Here is a 20,896-nt window from a genome sequence, read left to right on the forward strand (position 1 = left end):
TCCGGGCGCATTCCCGCGCCGCAGCCACCCAGATGCCATGCCCGTAGATCCTTCCGAGCTCTCCACCTGGAGCCATGTCAAATATTATGGCAGCAACCTGTTTCTGCGCGGGCTGCTGGTCGGCACCCGGCTGATCCCCTATGGGTTGAGAGTGCCGATGATGGGCCGGCTGGTCACGGCCATGGGCCGCCTGGCCGGATTCGAAAAGCGGGTGCGCAGCAATCTGGATCTTGTCAGCCCCGAACTGGCGGAAATTGATCCCCGCGCGCTGTACCGGGACGTCAGCGATAATGCGGGCCGGATGATAGCCGAAATCTATGCCGGCGCCCCTTTTCACGACCGCGCCAGGGCTGCCCCCATTACCGGCCCAGGCCTGAAAGCGCTGGAAGAAGCCCGCGCAGAAGGACGACCGGTTCTGCTGGCAACGGCGCATTTCGGCAACTACGATGCCGCCCGCGCGGCGCTGTTTGCCCGCGGTTTCGAGATGGGAGCGCTTTACCGCCGGATGGCCAACCCTTATTTCAATGACCATTACGTGGCGGCAATCAAAGGCAACGGCGAACCCCTGTTCGAGCAGGGAAAGCGCGGCATGGTCGAGCTGGTCCGGCACTTGAAAAAGGGCGGCATCGCCGCCATCGTCACCGACCTGCACGCTCAGGGCGGCGAATTGATCGACTTCTTCGGCAAGCCTGCGGTCACCTCTACCGTGCCGGCCGAACTGGCACTGAAATTCGGCGCTGCTGTGATCCCTGTTTACGCGGTGCGGCAGGACAACGGTCTGGACTTCGAGATCGTGATGAGCGCCGAGATCCCGCATTCCGATCCGCTCACCATGACCAAATCCCTCAGCGCGGATCTGGAAGCCATCGTGCGCAAGCACACCGGCCAATGGTTCTGGATCCACCGCCGCTGGAAACCCTATGTGCCGCTGCCAAAACCCGGCAGGAAGGCAAATCCCGAGGCGGGCTGATCCAGACAGCTATTCGGCGCGGGCAGCGGCAATGATACGGCCATAGGACGCCTCTTGCACCACGATGGCAGCAGGCTGGCGGCCTGGCACCGGGACTGTCAGTTCCAGATCCCCTGCCCCGTCCCATTCCGCAGCAATCTGCCAGTCATCCACCACATTGGCATAGCTCAAGGTCTTACCGGCCAATTCACCGCGGGTGATATTGACGGTCCGTTCTGGCGTATAGCGCACCAGCTGCACCAGCAGCCTCGCCTCCCCCATCTGTGCCCGTGGCTGCAACCGGATCACCAGTTCCTCCCCGTTCCGCTCAACCGACAGCGTGACCGGGCGCGGATGGGATTGGTGTTTGCCGATGGCATCGGCCACCTTCATTGCATCGGCGCCAACCACATCATCCTGACCCATGATGATCATTTGCGGCGTGTAGATCATCCTGCGGCCGCCCGCATGCGCATAGCCTTTTTGCCGCTTGGTATGGGACGGCTTGGCAAATTGATCCTTCCAGCCGATGTAATCCCAGTAATCGACGTGCAGCGCCAGCGGCAGCACATCGTCGCGCGCTGCCAGCTCATGCAGCAGTGCATCGGCCGGCGGGCAGGACGAACACCCTTGCGACGTATAAAGCTCCACCACCACAGGTTCCGCGGCAGATTGGCCGTATACCGGCAGGGCCAGGCCCCACGCTGCAATGATCGACGCCAGAAGTTTCATGAATCGCCCGCTTCGTTTGTTAGGCTTCTGGTCTAAAGATGTGCCTGCAAATACGCCAATCAATCATTTTTGAGCCGGGTTTGAACGAAGCAGGCCCGTTGCACCGCAAAAAATGTGTACTATCGCATACAAATGTGCCCCCTGCGGCGATTGGGCTATTGAATGCTTAATCTTCCTCATGCATTTAGCAGGCAGCGAATTCCCCGATTTCAAATCCTTGAGGGAGGCCAAACATGCCTATCACCGTCGGACAAGACAATGCCAAAGCGCGCAAAACGCTCAGCGTCAACGGCAAGTCGATCTCTTTTTACTCCATCCCCGCAGCCACCGAAGCAGGCTTTGGCGATTTCTCCAAGCTGCCCGCCGCGCTGAAGGTGGTGCTGGAAAACATGCTGCGCTTTGAGGATGGCGGCTTTTCGGTCTCCACCGACGACATCAAGGCCTTTGCCGAATGGGGCGCCAATGGCGGCAAGAACCCGCGTGAGATCGCCTACCGCCCTGCCCGCGTGCTGATGCAGGACTTCACCGGCGTTCCCGCCGTTGTCGATCTGGCCGCCATGCGCGACGGCATCGTCGGCCTGAAAGGGTCGGCAGCCAAGATCAACCCGCTGGTCCCCGTTGATCTGGTCATCGACCACTCGGTCATGATCGACGAATTCGGCAACCCGCGTGCGTTCCAGATGAATGTGGACCGCGAGTATGAGCGCAACATGGAGCGTTACCAGTTCCTGAAGTGGGGTCAGAACGCGTTCAACAACTTCCGCGTTGTGCCGCCGGGCACCGGCATTTGCCACCAGGTGAACCTTGAGTATCTGGCGCAGACCGTCTGGACCGACACCGATCAGAACGGCGAGGAAGTCGCCTATCCGGACACGCTGGTCGGCACCGACTCCCACACCACCATGGTCAACGGCGCCGCGGTGCTGGGCTGGGGCGTTGGCGGCATTGAGGCTGAGGCCGCAATGCTGGGCCAGCCGATTTCGATGCTGATCCCCGAAGTCATCGGCTTTGAGCTGACCGGCCAGATGGTTGAGGGCACCACCGGCACCGACCTGGTGCTGAAGGTGGTGGAAATGCTGCGCGCCAAGGGTGTGGTCGGCAAGTTTGTCGAGTTCTACGGAACCGGCCTGGACCGTCTGCCGCTCGCAGACCGCGCCACCATTGCCAACATGGCCCCCGAATACGGCGCCACCTGCGGCTTCTTCCCGATCGACGACGAAACCCTTCGCTACCTGCGCAACACCGGCCGCGACGAGGACCGCATCGCGCTGGTCGAAGCCTACGCCAAGGAGAACGGTTTCTGGCGCGGCGCAGATTATGCACCGGTCTACACCGACACCCTGTCGCTGGACATGAGCAGCATCGTTCCGGCGATCTCCGGCCCGAAACGCCCGCAGGACTATGTGCCGCTGACCAACGCCAAGGCTGCTTTCCGCCAGGAGATGGAAGAGACCTTCAAACGTCCGATGGGCAAGGAAGTCGCCGTCAAAGGCGAAGACTACACCATGGAATCAGGCAAGGTTGTGATTGCTTCGATCACCTCCTGCACCAACACTTCGAACCCATATGTGATGATCGGCGCAGGCCTGGTCGCGCGCAAAGCAGCCGCCCTGGGCCTGGACCGCAAGCCCTGGGTGAAAACCTCGCTGGCACCGGGTTCGCAGGTCGTGTCCGCCTATCTGGAGGCCGCAGGCCTGCAAGAGGATCTGGACAAGATCGGTTTCAACCTGGTGGGCTACGGCTGCACCACCTGTATCGGCAACTCCGGACCGATCCAGCAGGAACTGTCGGAAGCCATCGCCGAGGGCGATCTGGTGGCAACCTCGGTGCTGTCCGGCAACCGCAACTTTGAGGGCCGCATTTCGCCCGACGTGCGCGCCAACTACCTGGCCTCGCCGCCGCTGGTCGTGGCCTATGCGCTGGCCGGCACCATGGACATCAACCTGGCGTCCGACCCGATTGCACAGGACAAGGATGGCAACGACGTCTACCTGAAAGACATCTGGCCCTCGACCCAGGAAGTTGCGGAACTGGTTGAGCAGACCGTCACCCGCGAGGCGTTCCTGTCGAAATACGCTGACGTCTTCAAGGGCGACGAGAAATGGCAGGCGGTCGAGACCACTGACGCGGAAACCTATGACTGGCCCGCAGCCTCGACCTATATCCAGAACCCGCCCTACTTCCAGGGCATGGGCACCGAGCCGGGCACCATCTCGAACATCGAGGGTGCCAAGGTTCTGGCGGTTCTGGGCGACATGGTCACCACCGACCACATCTCGCCCGCGGGCTCCTTTGCCACCACCACCCCGGCGGGCCAGTATCTGCTGGAGCGTCAGGTGCAGCCGCGCGAGTTCAACTCCTACGGTTCACGCCGCGGCAACCACGAAATCATGATGCGCGGCACCTTTGCCAATATCCGCATCAAGAACGAGATGCTGGCCAAAGAAGACGGCAGTGCTGTTGAGGGCGGCTACACCAAAGGCCCCGATGGCAAACAGACCTCGATCTTTGATGCCTCGATGGCGCATCAGGAAGCAGGCACACCGCTGGTGGTGTTCGGCGGCGAACAGTACGGCGCGGGTTCCTCGCGCGACTGGGCGGCCAAAGGCACCGCGCTCTTGGGCGTCAAGGCTGTGATCGCCGAAAGCTTTGAGCGTATCCACCGCTCCAACCTGGTTGGCATGGGGGTGATCCCGTTTGAATTCACCGGCGGCGACAGCCGCAAATCGCTGGGCCTGACAGGCGAGGAAACCGTCTCGATCTCCGGGCTGGACACCATCCAGCCGCTGCAGGACGTGCCCTGTACGATCACCATGGCGGACGGTTCAGTGAAAGAGATCACCCTGAAGTGCCGCATCGATACCGCACCCGAGATCGAATACATCGAACACGGCGGCGTGCTGCACTATGTGCTGCGGAACCTGGCCAAGTCGTAAGACACCAAGTTAAGCGAAAATGTGAAAGGGCGCCCCGCCGGGCGCCCTTCTTACGTCAGCGTTGCTGCAGACAGTCCCGTCCCTGCTACGGGGCGATGGTGCTGCTCAGGATCTCTGCAATCGTTCCATCTGCCTGCAGTTCGGAAATCGCCCGGTTGAACACATCCAAATAGGCATCTGCGCCAGCACTCCGCGACAGGCCAAAGTGCGAATAAGTGCTGGAAATCGGAGTGGCAACAGCCGCAATTCTGTCCTGCCAGCCGTTTTGCACGACGTGGTAGCGTCCGACCGCATCATCAATTGCGATAAGATCCAGTTGATCAAAAAGCAGCATTTGCATCAGGCCTTCCACATCGCCGCCGCGAACGATCCGGTTGTTGTTTTCAAAGGCGCGTTCCATCTCCTGATCAATGACGCTGCCGTTCACCATCCCCAGCCGCAGCCGGGAAATCCGCGCATATCCCTCGTCAAGATCCAGCCCTTGCGGATAGCGCTCGCGGTTGTACCAGAATGTGTTTGCCTGCAGAAACGCCGGCCCTGTGAAGGCCAGATAAGAAGCGCGGCCGGCTGATTTAAACAATGGGAGGATGCCGTCGATTTCTCCGGCTTTTGCCCGCGCCTGGCAACGCTGCCAGGGCAGCAGAACAACCACAGCCCTTAGCCCGTCAATCCGGTCCGTCACGGCCTCCAGCAGCTTGACCTTCAGCCCGCCGTCGGGAATGCCGCCGGATCCCAGCGTGTAGGGCGGATAGGGATCATAGCAGAAGGTCAGCACAGAGTCGGCACGCGCAGTGTCAGCCAACCCGCTAAGGGCAGCAAAGCATGCCAGCAGCACTTTGACGAACCCAGTCGGCTTTTCCACTCTTCTGGCCTTTTCCATACGGGCGGTATTCAGCTTAGCGGGATTGCAAATTACCGCTTCCGCTTGCCTCATTCTTCCGACCTATCCCACAGTAAAATGAAAGAACCTGTAATGGCATTGCCAGCGATCTTCCGAATTGGCGCATGAACAACCAAAGCGATACTTCCCTGACGTCAATACCTGCTATACCGCCCGGTTCAGCTGTGTAAACATTAAGCGTGAATACACCTTTCACCCCTCGCGACACTCCTTGATTGACCGGGTCCAATATCATGAAAGAAGCTGTAATAGCAGTCGTTTACCCGGATGTGGACACATTTGACGAACACGTTGAGGCAGTTCTGGATATGCTTCCGGAAACGAGGCGTTTTCCTGGCTGCATAGAAGCCCATGCCGGCATTAACCGCGCGCGTTTTGAAATTGCCGTTTTCCACCTATGGGAGTCGAATGACCATTTGGAGCGCTATTTGGTCTGGCGTGCCGACCGCGGCGATTTGGACGCCCGCAGCGCCACCATGCGGCGGGAGCAGGACTTCCGGACTTTTTCGGTGCCATAAGACCCCGGCCTTCGTATTGAAAGCGCGGCATGGCACCCGCGCCGCCGGGTTCTGCCTTTCATTGCACATTGGCTGTTCGCAATCTGCAGATTGCCTTGGACGGACACCTTGGAAAAAGTGGTGGCATGAAACATACAGACAGCATCACAGGCTATCACGCCCACATCTACTTTGACGAAAACACCGTTTCGCAGGCCCGCGTTCTTTGCCAGCGTGCTGCCGAACTCTTCGGGGCAGAGATGGGGCGCATGCATGAAAAACCCGTCGGACCGCATCCCAAATGGTCCTGCCAGCTGGCGGCCGGCCCGGAGCAGTTTGCCACGTTGCTGCCCTGGCTGGCATTGAACCGCGATGGGCTGATTGTCTTTGCCCACCCGGAAACAGGCGACGCCCTGGCGGATCATCGGGATCACGCGATCTGGCTGGGAACAGGCCTAGCGCTGGATCTTAGCATTTTCGGCTGATGCTTGCGTAAATTTACCGGAAATTTCCAGTTGCCCGTCAAGCTGACCCAGCCCGCTGAACATGGAGCGTTTCGTGACGGAAGCCGTAATCATTCAACTGCACCCGCTGCCCGGTAAATACACCGAGCTGACAGTTCTTGTGAAAATGATGGTGGAGGCGGCTCGCGGCTTTCCGGAATGCCAACAAGCCGAAACCCTGCTCGCCCCGGACCGGGACGAGATTTCGGTCTTTCAAAGATGGACTAGCGCGGAGGCGTTCAGCGAGTATCTGATTTGGCGATCCCGGCAGGAAGACCTAAAGCTTGCCTTTGCGCTGTCGTCGAAGGAACCGGATCTCCGCAGCTTCACCCTGCATGATCCTGGCTAAGGTGCTGCCGCATGTTTACTGACCTGCCGCCTTTTCCATCGCCGGGCGCAGGGTGTTTTCGATCACCCGCTGGGTAATCGGTCCGGCCCAACGCAGCACGATTTTGCCTTCGCCGTCCACCACATAAGTTTCCGGCACGCCGTACACGCCCCAATCGATCCCCAAACGGCCCTTTTCGTCGCGGCCAATCGCTGCGTAAGGGTCGCCCAGCTCGTTCAAAAAGGCCTCGGCATTGGCCAGCTGGTCCTTGTAGTTGATGCCATAAACCGGGATGCCCTCGTTGGACAGCGCTTCCAGGTTCGGATGCTCGGCCCGGCAGGGCGCGCACCAGCTTGCCCAATAATTCACCAGCTTCACACTGCCATCGCGCAGGGTTTCGTCTGTGAACATCTCCTTGCCAGGAAAATCGTCCAGCGCTAGCGGTGGCGCGGGCTGGCCTTCACGCGCGGACGGCAGGCTGTTGGGGTCTTCGCGGAACATGCCAACCAGGGCAAGGCCGACAAAACCAGCAAACACAATACCGGGGACCGCCATCAGCGGTGAGATCTTAGCCATTGCGCTTCATCCGGGTTTCAAGGGTTTCCATTTCCCGGCGCACCTTGCGGCCGCGCAGGATTGTCAGCACCACCAGCGCCAGCAGCAGCAGCAGCGAGGCACCATAGGCCGACAGCACCGTATCGGCGTATTTTCCTAGATCAGGCATCAGGCCTCCAGCCGTTCGCGCGCCATCAATGCCTTGATGCGGCGGGCGCGGATTTCAGTTCCGGTGCGGTAGAACACCAGCGCAAGGAACAACAGCACAAAGCCGCCCATGCAGACATAAAGCGGATTGGAGAACGCATCAGCCACGTTTTCCTTTTCGTCAAGCGACAGCGACGCCCCCTGATGCAGCCCCTGATTCCAAAAGTTCACCGCATAGCGGCTGAGTACGGCAAAGACCGACCCGACCAGGCACAGGATCGAGGTGAGGTCCGCGGCAGTGTCGGGATTGTCGATCGCCTCCCACAGGGCGATATAGCCGAGATAGAACAGGAACAGCACCAAAAAGGACGTGAGGCGCGGATCCCAGGCCCACCAGGTGCCCCACATCGGCTGACCCCAGATCGCACCGGTGACCAGCGCGATAACCGTCATTACAATACCCACGGGCGCCGCAGCACGGGCGGCCAGCGCGCTGACGTGATGGCGGCGGATCACCCAGACGAGCGAGGCCACCAGCATCATGAACCAGGCATTAATCGCCATCAGCGCTGCAGGCACATGCAGGAAGATGATCTTGACGGTGGAGCCTTGGCGGTAATCGTCAGGCGTAAAGAAAAAGCCCCAGATCAGCCCCGCGCTGATCAGCACGGCAGAACTGATCCACAAGACCGGCATCACCTTTTCGGTGGTGGTCAGGAACTTCTTCGGGTTGGCGTATTCCCAGATCGACATGTTGGCTATTTAGCTCTTGTTCTCGGGTTTCTCAATTCACGGCTCGTTGAAACCGCCTAACGCAAATTGACGCGCAGGACAGCGGCGCTGGCAAAGGGCAGCAAGGCGATGGAGGCGGCGGAGATGCCGGCAAGCAGCAGCATCGGTGTTTGGACAGCCATGCCTTCAGCCCCGCGGCGGGCCACTTCGGACCCGAAGATCAGCGTCGGCACGTACAGCGGCATCACTAACAGAGACATCAGCAGCCCGCCGCGTTTCAGCCCCACGGTCAGTGCGGCGCCAAAGGTGCCGATGACGCTTAGCGCCGGGGTGCCCAGCAGCAAGGAAACCACCAGCCATTGAAAACCTTGGACCGGCAGGTTCAGCAGCACCCCCAGCACCGGCGCTGCCATCACCAACGGCAGCCCGGTGGTGATCCAATGCGCCAGCGCCTTGATCGTCACGGTGCTTTCCAGCGGCAAGGGGGCTGTGGCCAGCAGGTCGAGCGAGCCGTCCTCCCAATCCAGCGCCAGCAGCCGGTCAAGGGACAAGAGGCAGGCCAGCAGCGCGCCCAGCCACAGAACACCCGGTGCGATTTTGGACAGCAGGTCCGATTGCGGGCCAACGGAAAACGGCACCATCACGGTCACGATCAGAAAAAACGCGAGGCCCAGGCCAAAGCCGCCGCCGGCCCGGAAGGCCAGCCGCAGATCCCGTATCAGCAGCGCAATCACAGAAAGCCTCCGTCAAAGTCATCCAGCGCCAGCGGTTTGGCCTTATAGGGGCCGGCATCCAGCACCCCGGCCTCCAGCCCCAGATCGATGTGGGTGGCAATCAGCGCGGAGCCGCCCTGCCCTAGATGCATCCGCACGGCGTCCGCGAACATCGCAACCGAGGCTTTGTCCAAACTCACCGTTGGTTCATCCATGATCCAGATCGGGCGGCCTGTTACCAGCATCCTGCTCAGGCCCAGGCGGCGTTTCTGCCCCGCAGACAAGGCGCCCGCTTGCCGGTCGCGCAGGGTTTGCAGGTCAAACCCGTCCAGCGCCTGCTCAATCCCATTGCGGCCAAAAACACTGGCCCAAAATGTCAGATTTTCAGCCACCGTCAGTGTCGGTTTCAGCCCGTCGGAATGGGCGGCATAGGCGATCTGATCCTCGGCGCCGTCCACCCGCCCCTTCAGCGGCGGCTGCAGCCCGGCGATGGTGCGCAGCAGGGTTGTCTTGCCGATGCCATTGGGGCCGCGCAGGATCAGCGCCTTGCCGGGATCCAGCGCAAAGCTCAGGCCCTCCAGCACCGGGATACCGCCGCGCGCCACGCTCAGATCCGTCACAGTCAATGTCATGAAGTTCGCTTATCCCGTTATGCCCGCGCATCAAAAGACCAATCATCCGCATCCCGCTTTGCGGCAGGTCAAATACATCTTCAGAAAATCAGACCGCCAGCGCCGCCATTGCAATCCGGCGCCCCTCGGACAGCAGCACATTATAGGTGCGGCAGGCGGCGGGCGAGTTCATCACCTCAACCCCCAGCCCTGCCTCTTCCAGCGCTTTGCGCAGATCTGCCGGAATATGCGCGATTTCCGCACCGGTGCCGATGAACAGCACGTCGATCTCCCCCGCCAGCGCCAGCAGCGGCCCGGTATCCGCATAACCGCCCCAGGCCGCGGTGCCTGCCGCCGATGTCAGCACCGCCCCCTGATGCACCTGCCCGCCGATGCGGAAGAAGCCTTCGCCATAGCCATCAATCGGCTGCGCGTCGGAAAAACTCACTTCATTCAGGCGCATATGGGGGGTCCTTTCAGTCAAACACCGGGAGGCTGGATAACACGGCCAGCGCAATCACGGAATAGGAGGCAAAGCGATAGAGCTTCTCCAGTTTGGGATCAAACAGCGCCTTGCCGGTCAGCGTGGTCACAACATAGGGGATGCCCAGCAGCGCGGCCAGGATCACCGCCTGCAGGCTGGCCAGCCCGCCAAAGATCAGGTTGACCGCAATCACCACGTCAAGGGCTGCCAGAAACACGATTGTATTGGCCCTGACCCGCGCCACGTCACGCACATTGGCAAGGTAGAAGACGATGATCACCGGCCCTGTCAGACCGGTCATGCCGCCGACCATGCCAGCCGCCCCGCCGATGCCGAAACGGCCCGGCCAGCCCAGCCGCCCCTGCCAGCGCCAGCCGGAAACGACTGCCGCCAGCGTCACCCCGATCACCGCCGCCGCCAGCCAGCGCAGGGTCAGCGGATCCAGTTGCGACATGACCCACAGACCAGCGGGCACGGTGACAGCTGCGGCCATTGCCAGCGCGCCGACTTCGGCCTTGTCGGCCTTGCTCCAGGCCTGCGGGAACAGGGTGATGGTGGAGAACACCCCCATCAGCACCATCAGAAACACCACATCCGCAGATGGCAGGAATTGTGCGCCGACGGGGACAAAAATCATCGCGGTGCCAAAACCAGTGAAGCCGCGGACTAATCCCGCGGCTCCAATAGTCAGCAAAAGCCAGACCAGCCCCGGCGTGGCCAGGGCTGCCTGAAAGGCCTCAAGCATCGATGTTCGAGAACTGATTGCCGGTGGTGTTTGCCTGTTTCGACCAGTCGCGCTTCACCCCCAGTTTCAGCAGGATGGTGGAAGCCACAAACACCGACGAATAGGTCCCGACCAGCACCCCCCAGATCATCGCAAAGACAAAGCCGCGGATCACGTCGCCGCCCAGCACATAAAGCGAAATCAGCGCCAGCAAGGTGGTGACCGAGGTCATCACCGTCCGGCTGAGGGTCTCGTTGATCGAGATGTTCAGAACCTCGGCCAGATCCTTCTTCTTGTAGCGGCGCAGGTTCTCGCGCACCCGGTCGAACACAACCACCGTATCGTTCAGCGAATAGCCAACGATGGTCAGCAGTGCTGCGATAATGGCCAGGTCGAACTTGATCTGCAGCTCCGAGAACACACCGATGGTCAGCACCACGTCATGCACCAGCGCTGCCACCGCGCCGAGGGCGAACTGCCACTCAAACCGCAGCCAGATGTAGACAAGCACGGCGCCGATAGCGAGCGCCACCGCGTAGATCGCCGTGGTGATCAGCTCACCCGAGACTTTGGGACCAACGGATTCGACGGACACAAACTTGATGCCCGGTGCCACCGCGTCCAGCGAAACCTTCAGCGTCTCGACCATATCACCCGAGATCGCCTCGCCGTCGTCCTGTGCCTGGATGCGGATCATCGCAACGTGCTGGTCCTCTTCGAATGTCGGGTCGAACACCTCGGTGATCGACACATCCCCCAGCCCCAGCGGCGAAAGGGCATCACGGTAAGCGCCCACATCCACGGATTCAGACGCTTCGGTCCGGATGGTGGTACCGCCGCGGAAGTCGATACCGAAGTTCAGCCCCTGCAGCAGGAAAGACGCAAACCCCACCACCATCATCAAGGCAGAGATGCCCAGCCACAGCTTGGCGCGTTTGAAGAAATCGAATGAGGTCTTCTGAGGAACAAGTCTTAACCGCATATCACACCTCAATCGTTTTCGGACGGCGCCGTTCAAACCACATGATGATCATCAGCCGGGTGACAAAGATCGCGGTGAAAACCGAGGTCAGAATGCCCAGCCCCAGGGTGATCGCAAAACCGCGCACCGGGCCGGAGCCCATGGCGAACAGGATCACCGCGGTGATGAATGTGGTGATGTTGGCGTCAAGAATGGCGCTCAGCGCCTTGGAGTAGCCTTCGTCAATCGCCTTGGCCGGGCCGCGGCCCGCCTTCAGCTCTTCGCGGATGCGTTCAAAGATCAGCACGTTGGCGTCCACCGCCATGCCGACGGTCAGAACGATACCGGCGATGCCCGGCAGTGTCAGGGTGCCGCCGATAAGGCTGAGCATACCGAAAATCAGCGCGATGTTCAGGATCAGCGCCACATTGGCAAACAGACCGAACAGCCCATAGCTGAGGCCCATGAACACCAGCACAGCGATAAAGGCCACGATGGTGGCGATCTTGCCCGCATCAATGCTGTCCTGGCCCAGCTCGGGGCCAATGGTGCGTTCTTCCAGGAACTCCAAGCCTGCCGGCAGTGCGCCTGCACGCAGCAGAACCGCAAGGTTGGTGCTTTCTTCGATGGTGAAATTGCCGGTGATGATGCCGGAGCCGCCCGGGATATGCGACTGGATTACCGGAGCAGAGACCACCTCGTCATCCAGCACGATCGCAAAGGGCGAGCCGATGTTTTCGGCGGTGTAATCGCCAAAGCGGCGCGCACCCGAGGTGTTGAAGCGGAACGTCACCGCAGGCCGGCCGTTCTGGTCGAACGAGGGCTGCGCATCCACCAGGTCCTCGCCGGTCACAACTGCCGCGGCTTCAATAGTGTAGTAAATGCCGCTTTCATCCAGTGACGGGATGATCTTATTGCCGATCCCCGGTGCAGCACCGGCATCGCTGCCACGGCCCGCAACCGGGTTGAAAGTCAGCTGCGCGGTTGTGCCGATAATCGCCTTCAGTTCCGAAGCAGAACCAATCCCCGGCACCTGGATCAGGATGCGGTCGGCGCCCTGGCGCTGAATAGTCGGCTCGCGGGTTCCCACCTCGTCGATCCGGCGGCGCACGATCTCCAGCGCCTGGCGCACGGTGCGGTCGTCCGAGGCGATCTTCTCCGCCTCGCTCAAGCGCACCACAAGGATATCGGCTTGGGCGGAAACCTCAATGTCGTTGGCGCCTACACCGGTCAGTGTGGTAATCGGATTGGCCAGCTCGCGCACCGCTTCCAGCGCACGGGCCATGCCTTCGGGCTTGGTGATTTTCACCCGAATCTCATCCGCCTGCCCCGGCTGGCGGCGGAACGTGCCAACAGTGCCGCGCTCGGGCCGCAGCGCATCACGCACCTCCGGCCACAACGCATCCATCCGCGCCTCATAGACGTCGCTGACCTGCACTTCGGCCAGCAGATGCGCGCCGCCGCGCAAATCGAGGCCCAGGTTCACCAGCCCGGACGGCAGATACGACGGCCATTGACCGGCCACGTTCAGCCGTTCAGGTGTTTCACCCTTGGCGATGATATCCGCCGCGGCGTCGTTAGCCTGTTCAACGCGGGTGTAAAATCCGTTTGGCAGGGCAAGCATCAGGCCGGCCGCACATACCAGCCAGATCAGCACCCTCTTCCAGAGATCAATTTGCAGCATTGCCCTGCCTTTTCAGTTTGTTAGAGGTCTAAGCTTACGACACGGGGTCGGTTTTGCTCAGCACCTGGGCAATGGTCGCCTTGATGACGCGCACTTTCACACCATCGGCAATTTCAACTTCAATCTCGCCGTCTTCCTTGACCTTGGACACCTTGCCGATCAGGCCACCCTGGGTCACCACCTGGTCACGCACCCGCAGCTGGTCGACCATCTTCTGATGTTCTTTCACCTTCTTCTGCTGCGGCCGGATCAGCAGGAAGTACATGATCGCGAAGATCAGGATAAGCGGGAGAAATTGGGCGATTGCGCCACTGTCCATGGGATTTTCCTTCTGTCAAAGCGGCATGAGGTTTCACGCCGGAATTTTGCAGCGGAACCTATGCGCTGGGGGATGGGTTGCAAGGCTGCCGCAAAGCAAAAGCGCAGCCGGGATAGGCCGTTGCAGGATTGCGTGGATGCCGCGCCGGGAAAGGCCGTCCAATCCGCTTGCCTGTGCCCGGCATCCCCAAGTTGCACATAGACCGCGCGCGCCCCTTCCCCTTTGTTCACCCTTGCGTCATAGGATGGGCCTACTGATTCAAACCACGACCCAACGCTAGGAGAGACTCTCATGCATGACATCCGCGCTATCCGCGAAAACCCTGCCGCATTCGACGCCGCTGTGGCGCGGCGCGGGGATGCGGGCGTGTCATCCGAGATCCTGGCGCTGGACGAGGCGCGGCGCGCCAAAATCCAGGCGGCAGAGGCCGCCCAGGCCCAGCAGAACAAGGCCTCCAAAGAAGTCGGCGCCGCCAAGGGCCGCGGCGACGACGCCGAGTTTGAACGCCTGCGCGCACTGGTGGCCGAAAAGAAGGCCGAAGTGGCGGTGATGAACACCGAGGCCAAGGAACTGGATCAGCAGCTGACCGATATGCTGATGACCATCCCGAACCTGGCCTTCGATGAGGTGCCGCTGGGCGAAGATGAAGACGACAACGTCGAAATCCGCCGCTGGGGTGACCCGAAGGAACTCGGTTTCGACGCCAAGGAGCATTTCGAAATCGAAGGCGTGAAGCCCGGCATGGATTTCGAGACCGCGGCCAAACTCTCGGGCAGCCGCTTTGTGGTGCTGTCGGGTGCGGTTGCCCGTATTCACCGCGCGCTGGCACAGTTCATGATCAACACCCATGTGGACGAGAACGGCCTGACGGAAACTTGGACCCCGGTTCTGGTGCGCGAAGAGATGATGTACGGTACCGGCCAGCTGCCCAAGTTCGGCGAGGACAGCTACAAGACCACCAACGGCTGGTGGCTGGTTCCGACTGCCGAGGTCACGCTGACCAATATCGTCAATGGCATGACAGTCGAGGAAGGCTACCTGCCGCGCCGCTATGTGGCGCACACCCAGTGTTTCCGTTCCGAGGCAGGGTCGGCCGGCAAAGACACCTCCGGAATGCTACGCCAGCACCAGTTCGAGAAGGTCGAAATGGTCTCGGTCACGCATCCGGACAAAAGCGGTGAAGAGCATGAGCGCATGACCCGCTGCGCCGAAAACATCCTGGAGCGGCTGGGCCTGCCCTATCGCACCATTGTTTTGTGCACTGGCGACATGGGCTTCGGCGCCAGCAAGACTCACGACATCGAGGTCTGGGTGCCCGGCCAGAAAACCTACCGCGAAATTTCTTCGGTGTCGGTCTGCGGTGACTTCCAGGCCCGCCGGATGAATGCGCGCTTCAAGCCCGGAGATGGCGGTAAGCCGCAATTTGTGCACACACTGAACGGCTCCGGCCTGGCGGTGGGCCGTTGCCTGATCGCAGTGCTGGAGAACGGCCAGCAGGCCGACGGTTCTGTGAAGCTGCCCGAGGTGCTGGCCCCCTATCTGGGCGGCAAGCTGACCCTGACCGCGGATGGCGCACTGGCCTGATCCAAACGCCCGCACAAAACAGAAACCGGCTCCCGAAAGGCGCCGGTTTTTTAATATATTCAACACTTTGAGGCTATTTCTTAACCTTTTTCCTGCCGGCACCTTTGGCGGCAAGAATAGCCTGGGCCTTTGCCTTTTCTTTCTCGATGGCCTTTTTCGCTTTCGCTTTGACCTTCTTGGCCTTCTGCTTGGCTTTTATTCTTGCCGCTGCAAACTCCACCGCCAGCTGCGCCGCTTTCCGCTTGGCTTTACGGGCCTTGGCCTGCGCCTTGGCGGCCTTATCCTCCGCTGCCCGGCGCGCGGCCTCGGCGGCTTCCAGCTGGGCGTTCAGTTCACCCTGCAACTTATCAGAAGCCTTACCTTCCGAAGATTTGACCACTTTCTTGTCTGGAATCTTTCCGCTCACGAACCGGGTCTCCTTGTATTTAGGCACGCAAGGCCCGGCAACTGCAGCCGTCAAAGCCTTGACAGCCTCCAGCAGTACCACCGCAGGTCTGGTTACGATACCCGTGATGCTGTGCAGCAGCGGTTTCCCCGCGCGGGCCAGACCAGATAAAAATGGACCGTCAGTACTGGCTGCGCCCCCTTAAAGCAGAGCCCCCTCAGCCCGGAAAGGGTACCAGGCATTTTTTGTCCTCATCCCACAGCTTCAGCGTCAGCGCCCGCACTGCTTCGCCAAATTTAATCCGGCGCAGCCCCAGTTCCGGTGGCAGGCTGTAATGGCACTGGCGCAGCCGGTAAGACGGGATCCGGGCATTGTAGTGGTGAATGTCATGCAGGGTGATATTGGCAACCGCCATGTCGAAGATCCAGCCAAAATCCAGGCAGGAGGACCCCTGCAGCGCCGCCACCTGCGGATTCAAATCCGGGCGGCGGTCCCAATAGGTATCCTCAAAGTTATGCTGCAGGTAGACCAGGAAAACACCGATCATGCCGCCCAGGAACGAGAACGCCAGCCAGACCCAGATGCCGGTTATCCCTGCTGCCCGGTACAGCAGCGCCAGCATGGCCACGATCACCAGATTATGCAGGACCACCCCCAGCGCCCCAAAACGCCGGGTATTCTTGGGCCAGCGATAACGGATGAAGTAGGTGAATGCCGCACCCAGCGGCACCAGCACAAACGGATTGCGGTACAGACGGTAGGCCAACCGGTCCCAGACCCCTGCCTTGGCCCATTCCCGTACGGTCATGGTGTGGATCTCACCCGTCTCCCGGTGTTCCAGGTTGCCGATGTTGGAGTGGTGCAGGTTGTGGTTCTGCTTCATCACCTCAAACGGCGCAAAGGTGAAGGGCGACAGCACATGGCCGGCAATCTCGTTCTGGATCCGGGTTTCAAACAGGGAATGATGCCCAGTGTCATGCTGCAGTACATACAACCGCACTGCGGCAAAGGCAAAAACCACACCTGCCGGCAGCATCGCAAACCACTGGTCCGCATAGGCGATGGCCACGGTAAGCGCCGCAAAGTAGACCGCAAATGTTCCAAAATAGCTGAGCGACGCCAGCCGGTTGTCCTGTTGTGTGAATTGACGCGTATGTGTCCTCAGATCCATGAACCCGTCCCTAAAGCCGATGCGTGACAGCTGTGCAAAACGCGCATCCCGTCCAAAGTAAATTTCCAGATAACTCCGCCTTGTGCAAAAACAAGGTTACCACCGGATAATCCATTCAACTTGAAAGGTATCAATCTGCAGCTGCGAAGAAAACACAGAGCAGCGAAGCCCCGCATGAGGCAGGCAAAAGGCCGCTCAGCCCCGCGCAACGCAAAAGCGCCGCCCGTCAGGGCGGCGCCGGGCCCAACGGGCCTAGGTATTTTTTGAAAATGCCGCAGGCCGGGCGGGAGCGCCCTGCCCTAGCTGGATCCGCCGCCGCGCTTATTCAAATGCTTGGCCAAAGCGCCGGCATTCTTGGCGCGCTTGCCCTTGTAGGGGTTCTTGTCGCCCTGGCCGCGCATATACAACCGGATCGGGGTGCCGGGCATATCGAAATCTTCACGCAGGCCGTTGACCAGATACCGGTTATAGCTTTCCGGCAGCTTGTCGGGATGCGAGCACATCACCACAAACCCCGGCGGGCGGCTTTTGGCCTGGGTCATGTAACGCAGCTTGATCCGCTTGCCCTGCGGTGCTGGCGGCGGGTGCTGTTCCAGCATACCAACCAGCCAGCGGTTCAGCGCCGCGGTCGGCACCCGGCGGTTCCACACTGTATAGGCGCGCATGATCGCGTCATGCAGCCGGTCCAGCCCTTTGCCTGTCTTGGCCGAAACCGTCACCAAAGGCGCGCCGCGCAGCTGCGGCAGCAGGCGGCCGAAGGCTTCCTTCAGATCGCGCAGCTTTTCCTGCTTGTTGTCTTCGATGTCCCATTTGTTGACTGCAACCACAACCGAGCGGCCCTCGCGCTCGGCCAGGTCGGCAATCCGCAGGTCCTGCTGCTCGAACGGGATATCCGCATCCAGCAGCACCACCACAACTTCGGCGAACTTCACCGCGCGCAGGCCATCGGACACAGACAGCTTTTCCAGCTTTTCCTGCACCTTGGCCTTCTTGCGCATGCCGGCAGTGTCAAACACCCGCATCGGCACGCCGTTCCAGTTCATCCGCAGCGAGATCGCATCGCGGGTGATGCCGGCCTCGGGTCCGGTCAGCAGCCGGTCCTCGCCCAGGATCTTGTTGATCAGCGTCGACTTGCCGGCGTTGGGGCGGCCCACAACAGCAACCTGCAGCGGCTTGGCATCGGTCGGCTCGGGGATGCTCTCGACCTCGTCCTCACCGATTTCCTCGTCCAGCACCACATCGGTGACCGGCGAATGATCCACCGCCTCGGATTCAAACTTCTCTGCCAGCGGCATCAGGACCGAATACAGATCCGGCATCCCTTCGCCATGCTCCCCGGACAAGCGCAAGGGCTCGCCCAGACCAAGGCTGTAGGCCTCCAGCACACCGGCTTCGGCGGCATTGCCTTCGGCCTTGTTGGCGACCAGGATCACGTGGGCGGATTTGCGGCGCAGGATGTCGGCAAACAGTTCATCCGTCGGTGTCACGCCGGTGCGCGCGTCGATCATGAACATGCAGATATCGGCCATATCCACCGCCCGCTCGGTCAGGCGGCGCATGCGGCCCTCGAGCGAGTTGTCAGTGGCATCCTCCAGACCCGCGGTATCAATCACCGTGAACCGCAAATCGCCCAGCCGCGCCTCGCCCTCGCGCAAATCGCGCGTGACACCCGGCTGGTCGTCGACCAGAGCCAGTTTTTTGCCCACTAGGCGGTTGAACAGGGTGGACTTGCCCACATTGGGACGGCCCACGATGGCGAGGGTAAAGGACATCAGACCAGCTTTCTGCGATTCAGACGCGGCTCATAACGCATCCGGGCGGCGTCCGCCACCCGGAAACACAGATCAGCGGTATGCCAGCAATTCACCCTTGGAGGAAACCACGTAAAGCGTCCGCCCTGCAACAACCGGTGCGGTGGTGGCGCCGCCCGGCACTTCAATGGTTCGGGTCAGGCTGCCGTCCTGCGGGTTGAAGAACCGCAGCAGGCCGTCGTTGGAGGCGACAATGATCTGCCCGCCCGCCAGAACGGGGCCGTAATGCACATGGATCCGGCCGCGCTTGCCGGGCTTGTCCTTCAGAAACCCAGGCAGATCCACTGCCCAGACCACCTCGCCGCTGCCGCCGTCCAGACGCAGCAGCCGGTTCTGGTCGCTGACCTGGAACAGGCTGCCGCCCGCGGGCCATGCGGTTCCAGAGGCACCTTCGCGCGCGGTCCACAGCCGGTCACCGGAGTCCAGATCGATCGCAACGGTGCGGCCCGAGTTATTGCCTGCGTAAAGGCGCTTGCCCGAAACCACCGGTGCACCGGTCACATCGCTGATCCGCGACAGGGTCTGACCCGTGCGCTGACCGGAGACGGACGCGCTCCAGCGCCGCAGACCGCCGCGGCGGAAGGTGGCGATCAGATCGCCGGACCCAAAGGCAAAAACCGCCAGATCGTTGGTCACCACAGGCGCAGGCGCGCCAAGGATGTTCGACGCCGAGGGCGAGGCTTCGATCTGCCAGGCGATGCGGCCGTCCTTGGTCTTGACCGCCCAGCCGGTGTCATCGCCAGCCACCAGATAGACCAGCCCGCCGCTGACCCGCGGCTGGCCGGAACCGGTGGCGTCCAGCTCCTGGCGCCAGATCAGGCTGCCGTCGGCGGCGTTCAACGCCGTCAGCACGCCATAGCCCGAGGAGATGTAGAGCACGCCGTCGTCATAGGCCAATCCGCCACCGGTTGCCTGGCCCTCGTCATCTGCTGCCGGGATCAGCGTGCTGCGCCACAACACCTGGCCCTGCTGCGATACCGCCGAGACCTGTGCTGCGCTGTCCAGCGCGTAAATGCGCCCGCCGCCGACAACCGGTGTTGCGGTGATACGCTGGCGCCGCCCATCGCCGTCTCCGATGGACGCGGACCAGATCCGCTGCGGCGCGGCCGACAGCGCCGGATGCGATGTGCGGGTGGCCTCGGCGCCATGGCCCTGGGCCCAGCTTGCATTTGCCACCTGCTTGGGTAAGGAAATCGCGCGGGATTGATTAACCACCTCAATTGCGGCCTCTGGACGGATGTCCTCGCGTTCGCCGCGCAGGATGATCTCCTCCTCGGAACAGGCGGCCAGAATTGCCACCGCTGCGGTGCCGCACAAAAATGCCCGTGTCCGGGAGAAAGTTCTGTTTTTTGTCATTGCCCTGCCCTGTCTGCCGTTCGTGTTCCGCAAGTTCCCATCCGCGGAGCGCCTTACCCCTCAGGCGCAGAGGCATCCTCAACGGAGCCGCCAAGCGCCACAATCACCTGAGTTGCCCGTTCTTTCAAGTCCGCACTCACAGCCGCATCCGCCGCAATCCCGCGAAGCCGGGTGATTGCGGCAGCGCTGTTGCCCTCTTCAATCTCCAAAAGCGCCAGCTGTTCGGATGCCAGCAGCGCCAGCGGCGCGCCCGGCTGGGCCAGCGCCTCATATTGCAGACGCCGGTCGCCGGCGCTCAGGGTTCCGGACTGCAGGGCCAGCGCCTTAAAGCTGGCAATATGGCGGTAAATCAGCGGCAGCTCGCCATTGACCGCCACGGCTTCCAGCCGCGCCACGGCCTCAGCAGTCTTGTCCGCGTCTGCCAGCGCACCGGCTTCAAGCATCTTCAGAATGGCCGCGCCGCCTGCGCTTTCGGCTGAAACTGCTGCCAGCGCTTCGGACCGGCTGCCGCTGCCGTCAATCTCCAGCGCCGCGGTGATCGCATCCCCCAGCGCTTCGGCCGCCGCCTGGTCCTGTGCTTTGCTGTACTCACGGAACGCCGCGCCGCCGACGATCAGCGCCACCACGGCACCGCCGATCCAGCCGTAGCGTTTCAGCATCAGGAAAAGCCGGTCACGGCGGACCTCTTCGGTCACCTCGTCGATAAAGCTGTCGGTATCGCTCATGAAAAGCCCCTGATATGCGCGGCCCGGACGTTCCGCCCGAACCGGTATTGAATGCGTTGCGCCCCTCTTAACCCGGCTCAAAGCCCAA

The 20,896-nt window shown here is 61.4% G+C and carries 23 protein-coding genes; 6 read left to right on the forward strand and 17 right to left on the reverse strand.

Annotated elements, in window-relative coordinates; all coding sequences use genetic code 11:
* The first annotated feature begins 37 nt into the window (after positions 1-37).
* Positions 38-970, forward strand: coding sequence for a lysophospholipid acyltransferase family protein (locus ETW23_RS10635; RefSeq protein ID WP_134829969.1), 933 nt, complete (start codon positions 38-40; stop codon positions 968-970).
* Positions 971-979: 9 nt separating this feature from the next.
* Here the strand turns inward: ETW23_RS10635 and ETW23_RS10640 are convergent, their stop codons facing one another.
* The gene (locus ETW23_RS10640) at positions 980-1,681 is read right to left on the reverse strand and encodes a thioredoxin family protein (RefSeq protein ID WP_134829970.1); all 702 of its coding nucleotides are present in this window, start codon (positions 1,679-1,681) and stop codon (positions 980-982) included.
* 233 nt (positions 1,682-1,914) lie between these two features.
* Between ETW23_RS10640 and acnA the strand changes: the two genes are divergently transcribed.
* Positions 1,915-4,617 carry an aconitate hydratase AcnA gene (gene acnA / locus ETW23_RS10645; RefSeq protein WP_134829971.1) on the forward strand — a complete coding sequence of 901 codons (2,703 nt, stop codon included), beginning with the start codon at positions 1,915-1,917 and terminating at the stop codon, positions 4,615-4,617.
* An 85-nt stretch (positions 4,618-4,702) separates the two neighbouring features.
* On the opposite strand, the gene ETW23_RS10650 is transcribed toward acnA, so the two are convergent.
* Positions 4,703-5,479 carry an ABC transporter substrate-binding protein gene (locus tag ETW23_RS10650; RefSeq protein ID WP_167738112.1) on the reverse strand — a complete coding sequence of 259 codons (777 nt, stop codon included), beginning with the start codon at positions 5,477-5,479 and terminating at the stop codon, positions 4,703-4,705.
* 272 nt (positions 5,480-5,751) lie between these two features.
* Between ETW23_RS10650 and ETW23_RS10655 the strand changes: the two genes are divergently transcribed.
* The 3 genes from ETW23_RS10655 (at position 5,752) to ETW23_RS10665 (ending at position 6,867) form a co-directional block, all read left to right on the forward strand.
* On the forward strand, positions 5,752-6,036 hold the full coding sequence (locus tag ETW23_RS10655) for an antibiotic biosynthesis monooxygenase (RefSeq protein ID WP_134829973.1): 285 nt from the start codon (positions 5,752-5,754) through the stop codon (positions 6,034-6,036).
* 125 nt (positions 6,037-6,161) lie between these two features.
* Entirely contained in the window at positions 6,162-6,500 is a 339-nt protein-coding gene (locus ETW23_RS10660) for a DOPA 4,5-dioxygenase family protein (RefSeq protein WP_134829974.1), read from the forward strand.
* A 61-nt stretch (positions 6,501-6,561) separates the two neighbouring features.
* A complete protein-coding gene (locus ETW23_RS10665; RefSeq protein WP_247676965.1) occupies positions 6,562-6,867 on the forward strand; it encodes an antibiotic biosynthesis monooxygenase in 306 nt (101 codons plus the stop codon).
* A 15-nt stretch (positions 6,868-6,882) separates the two neighbouring features.
* On the opposite strand, the gene ETW23_RS10670 is transcribed toward ETW23_RS10665, so the two are convergent.
* From ETW23_RS10670 to yajC, 10 genes are all read right to left on the reverse strand, one after another.
* Positions 6,883-7,422: a DsbE family thiol:disulfide interchange protein gene (locus ETW23_RS10670; protein WP_129371066.1), complete on the reverse strand. Its 540-nt coding sequence runs from the start codon at positions 7,420-7,422 to the stop codon at positions 6,883-6,885.
* Positions 7,415-7,570 (reverse strand): heme exporter protein CcmD, encoded by a 156-nt coding sequence (ccmD, locus tag ETW23_RS10675; RefSeq protein ID WP_035920135.1) that lies wholly within the window; start codon positions 7,568-7,570, stop codon positions 7,415-7,417. The genes ETW23_RS10670 and ccmD overlap by 8 nt, the downstream gene beginning before the upstream one ends.
* Positions 7,570-8,301, reverse strand: a complete 732-nt coding sequence (locus tag ETW23_RS10680) for a heme ABC transporter permease (RefSeq protein ID WP_134829975.1) — start codon at positions 8,299-8,301, stop codon at positions 7,570-7,572. The genes ccmD and ETW23_RS10680 overlap by 1 nt, the downstream gene beginning before the upstream one ends.
* A gap of 56 nt (positions 8,302-8,357) precedes the next feature.
* Positions 8,358-9,014, reverse strand: coding sequence for a heme exporter protein CcmB (gene ccmB / locus ETW23_RS10685; RefSeq protein ID WP_129371069.1), 657 nt, complete (start codon positions 9,012-9,014; stop codon positions 8,358-8,360).
* Positions 9,011-9,625, reverse strand: coding sequence for a heme ABC exporter ATP-binding protein CcmA (gene ccmA / locus ETW23_RS10690; protein ID WP_134829976.1), 615 nt, complete (start codon positions 9,623-9,625; stop codon positions 9,011-9,013). The genes ccmB and ccmA overlap by 4 nt, the downstream gene beginning before the upstream one ends.
* An 88-nt stretch (positions 9,626-9,713) precedes the next feature.
* Complete coding sequence (locus ETW23_RS10695; RefSeq protein WP_134829977.1) at positions 9,714-10,067, reverse strand: Mth938-like domain-containing protein; 354 nt, start codon at positions 10,065-10,067, stop codon at positions 9,714-9,716.
* A gap of 13 nt (positions 10,068-10,080) precedes the next feature.
* A complete protein-coding gene (locus ETW23_RS10700) occupies positions 10,081-10,833 on the reverse strand; it encodes a TSUP family transporter (RefSeq protein ID WP_129371072.1) in 753 nt (250 codons plus the stop codon).
* Positions 10,826-11,794, reverse strand: coding sequence for a protein translocase subunit SecF (secF, locus tag ETW23_RS10705; RefSeq protein WP_129371073.1), 969 nt, complete (start codon positions 11,792-11,794; stop codon positions 10,826-10,828). Before secF ends, ETW23_RS10700 begins: the two co-directional genes overlap by 8 nt.
* A 1-nt stretch (position 11,795) precedes the next feature.
* Positions 11,796-13,457, reverse strand: a complete 1,662-nt coding sequence (secD, locus tag ETW23_RS10710) for a protein translocase subunit SecD (RefSeq protein ID WP_134829978.1) — start codon at positions 13,455-13,457, stop codon at positions 11,796-11,798.
* 34 nt (positions 13,458-13,491) lie between these two features.
* Complete coding sequence (yajC, locus tag ETW23_RS10715; RefSeq protein ID WP_024089858.1) at positions 13,492-13,776, reverse strand: preprotein translocase subunit YajC; 285 nt, start codon at positions 13,774-13,776, stop codon at positions 13,492-13,494.
* Between the two features lie 291 nt (positions 13,777-14,067).
* Here yajC and serS point away from each other — a divergent pair, with 291 nt between their 5' ends.
* Entirely contained in the window at positions 14,068-15,360 is a 1,293-nt protein-coding gene (gene serS, locus ETW23_RS10720; protein WP_134829979.1) for a serine--tRNA ligase, read from the forward strand.
* Between the two features lie 73 nt (positions 15,361-15,433).
* Here the strand turns inward: serS and ETW23_RS25385 are convergent, their stop codons facing one another.
* The 5 genes from ETW23_RS25385 to ETW23_RS10745 form a co-directional block, all read right to left on the reverse strand.
* On the reverse strand, positions 15,434-15,847 hold the full coding sequence (locus ETW23_RS25385) for a hypothetical protein (protein WP_205879958.1): 414 nt from the start codon (positions 15,845-15,847) through the stop codon (positions 15,434-15,436).
* Positions 15,848-15,962: 115 nt separating this feature from the next.
* On the reverse strand, positions 15,963-16,916 hold the full coding sequence (locus tag ETW23_RS10730; RefSeq protein ID WP_129371076.1) for a fatty acid desaturase: 954 nt from the start codon (positions 16,914-16,916) through the stop codon (positions 15,963-15,965).
* A gap of 299 nt (positions 16,917-17,215) precedes the next feature.
* Positions 17,216-18,688, reverse strand: a complete 1,473-nt coding sequence (gene der, locus ETW23_RS10735) for a ribosome biogenesis GTPase Der (protein ID WP_129371077.1) — start codon at positions 18,686-18,688, stop codon at positions 17,216-17,218.
* Positions 18,689-18,760: 72 nt separating this feature from the next.
* A complete protein-coding gene (locus ETW23_RS10740) occupies positions 18,761-20,083 on the reverse strand; it encodes a PQQ-like beta-propeller repeat protein (protein WP_134829980.1) in 1,323 nt (440 codons plus the stop codon).
* 53 nt (positions 20,084-20,136) lie between these two features.
* Positions 20,137-20,808 carry a hypothetical protein gene (locus ETW23_RS10745; RefSeq protein ID WP_134829981.1) on the reverse strand — a complete coding sequence of 224 codons (672 nt, stop codon included), beginning with the start codon at positions 20,806-20,808 and terminating at the stop codon, positions 20,137-20,139.
* Positions 20,809-20,896 lie beyond the last annotated feature (88 nt).

Source organism: Leisingera sp. NJS201, from assembly GCF_004535885.1.
Classification (GTDB): Bacteria; Pseudomonadota; Alphaproteobacteria; order Rhodobacterales; family Rhodobacteraceae; genus Leisingera.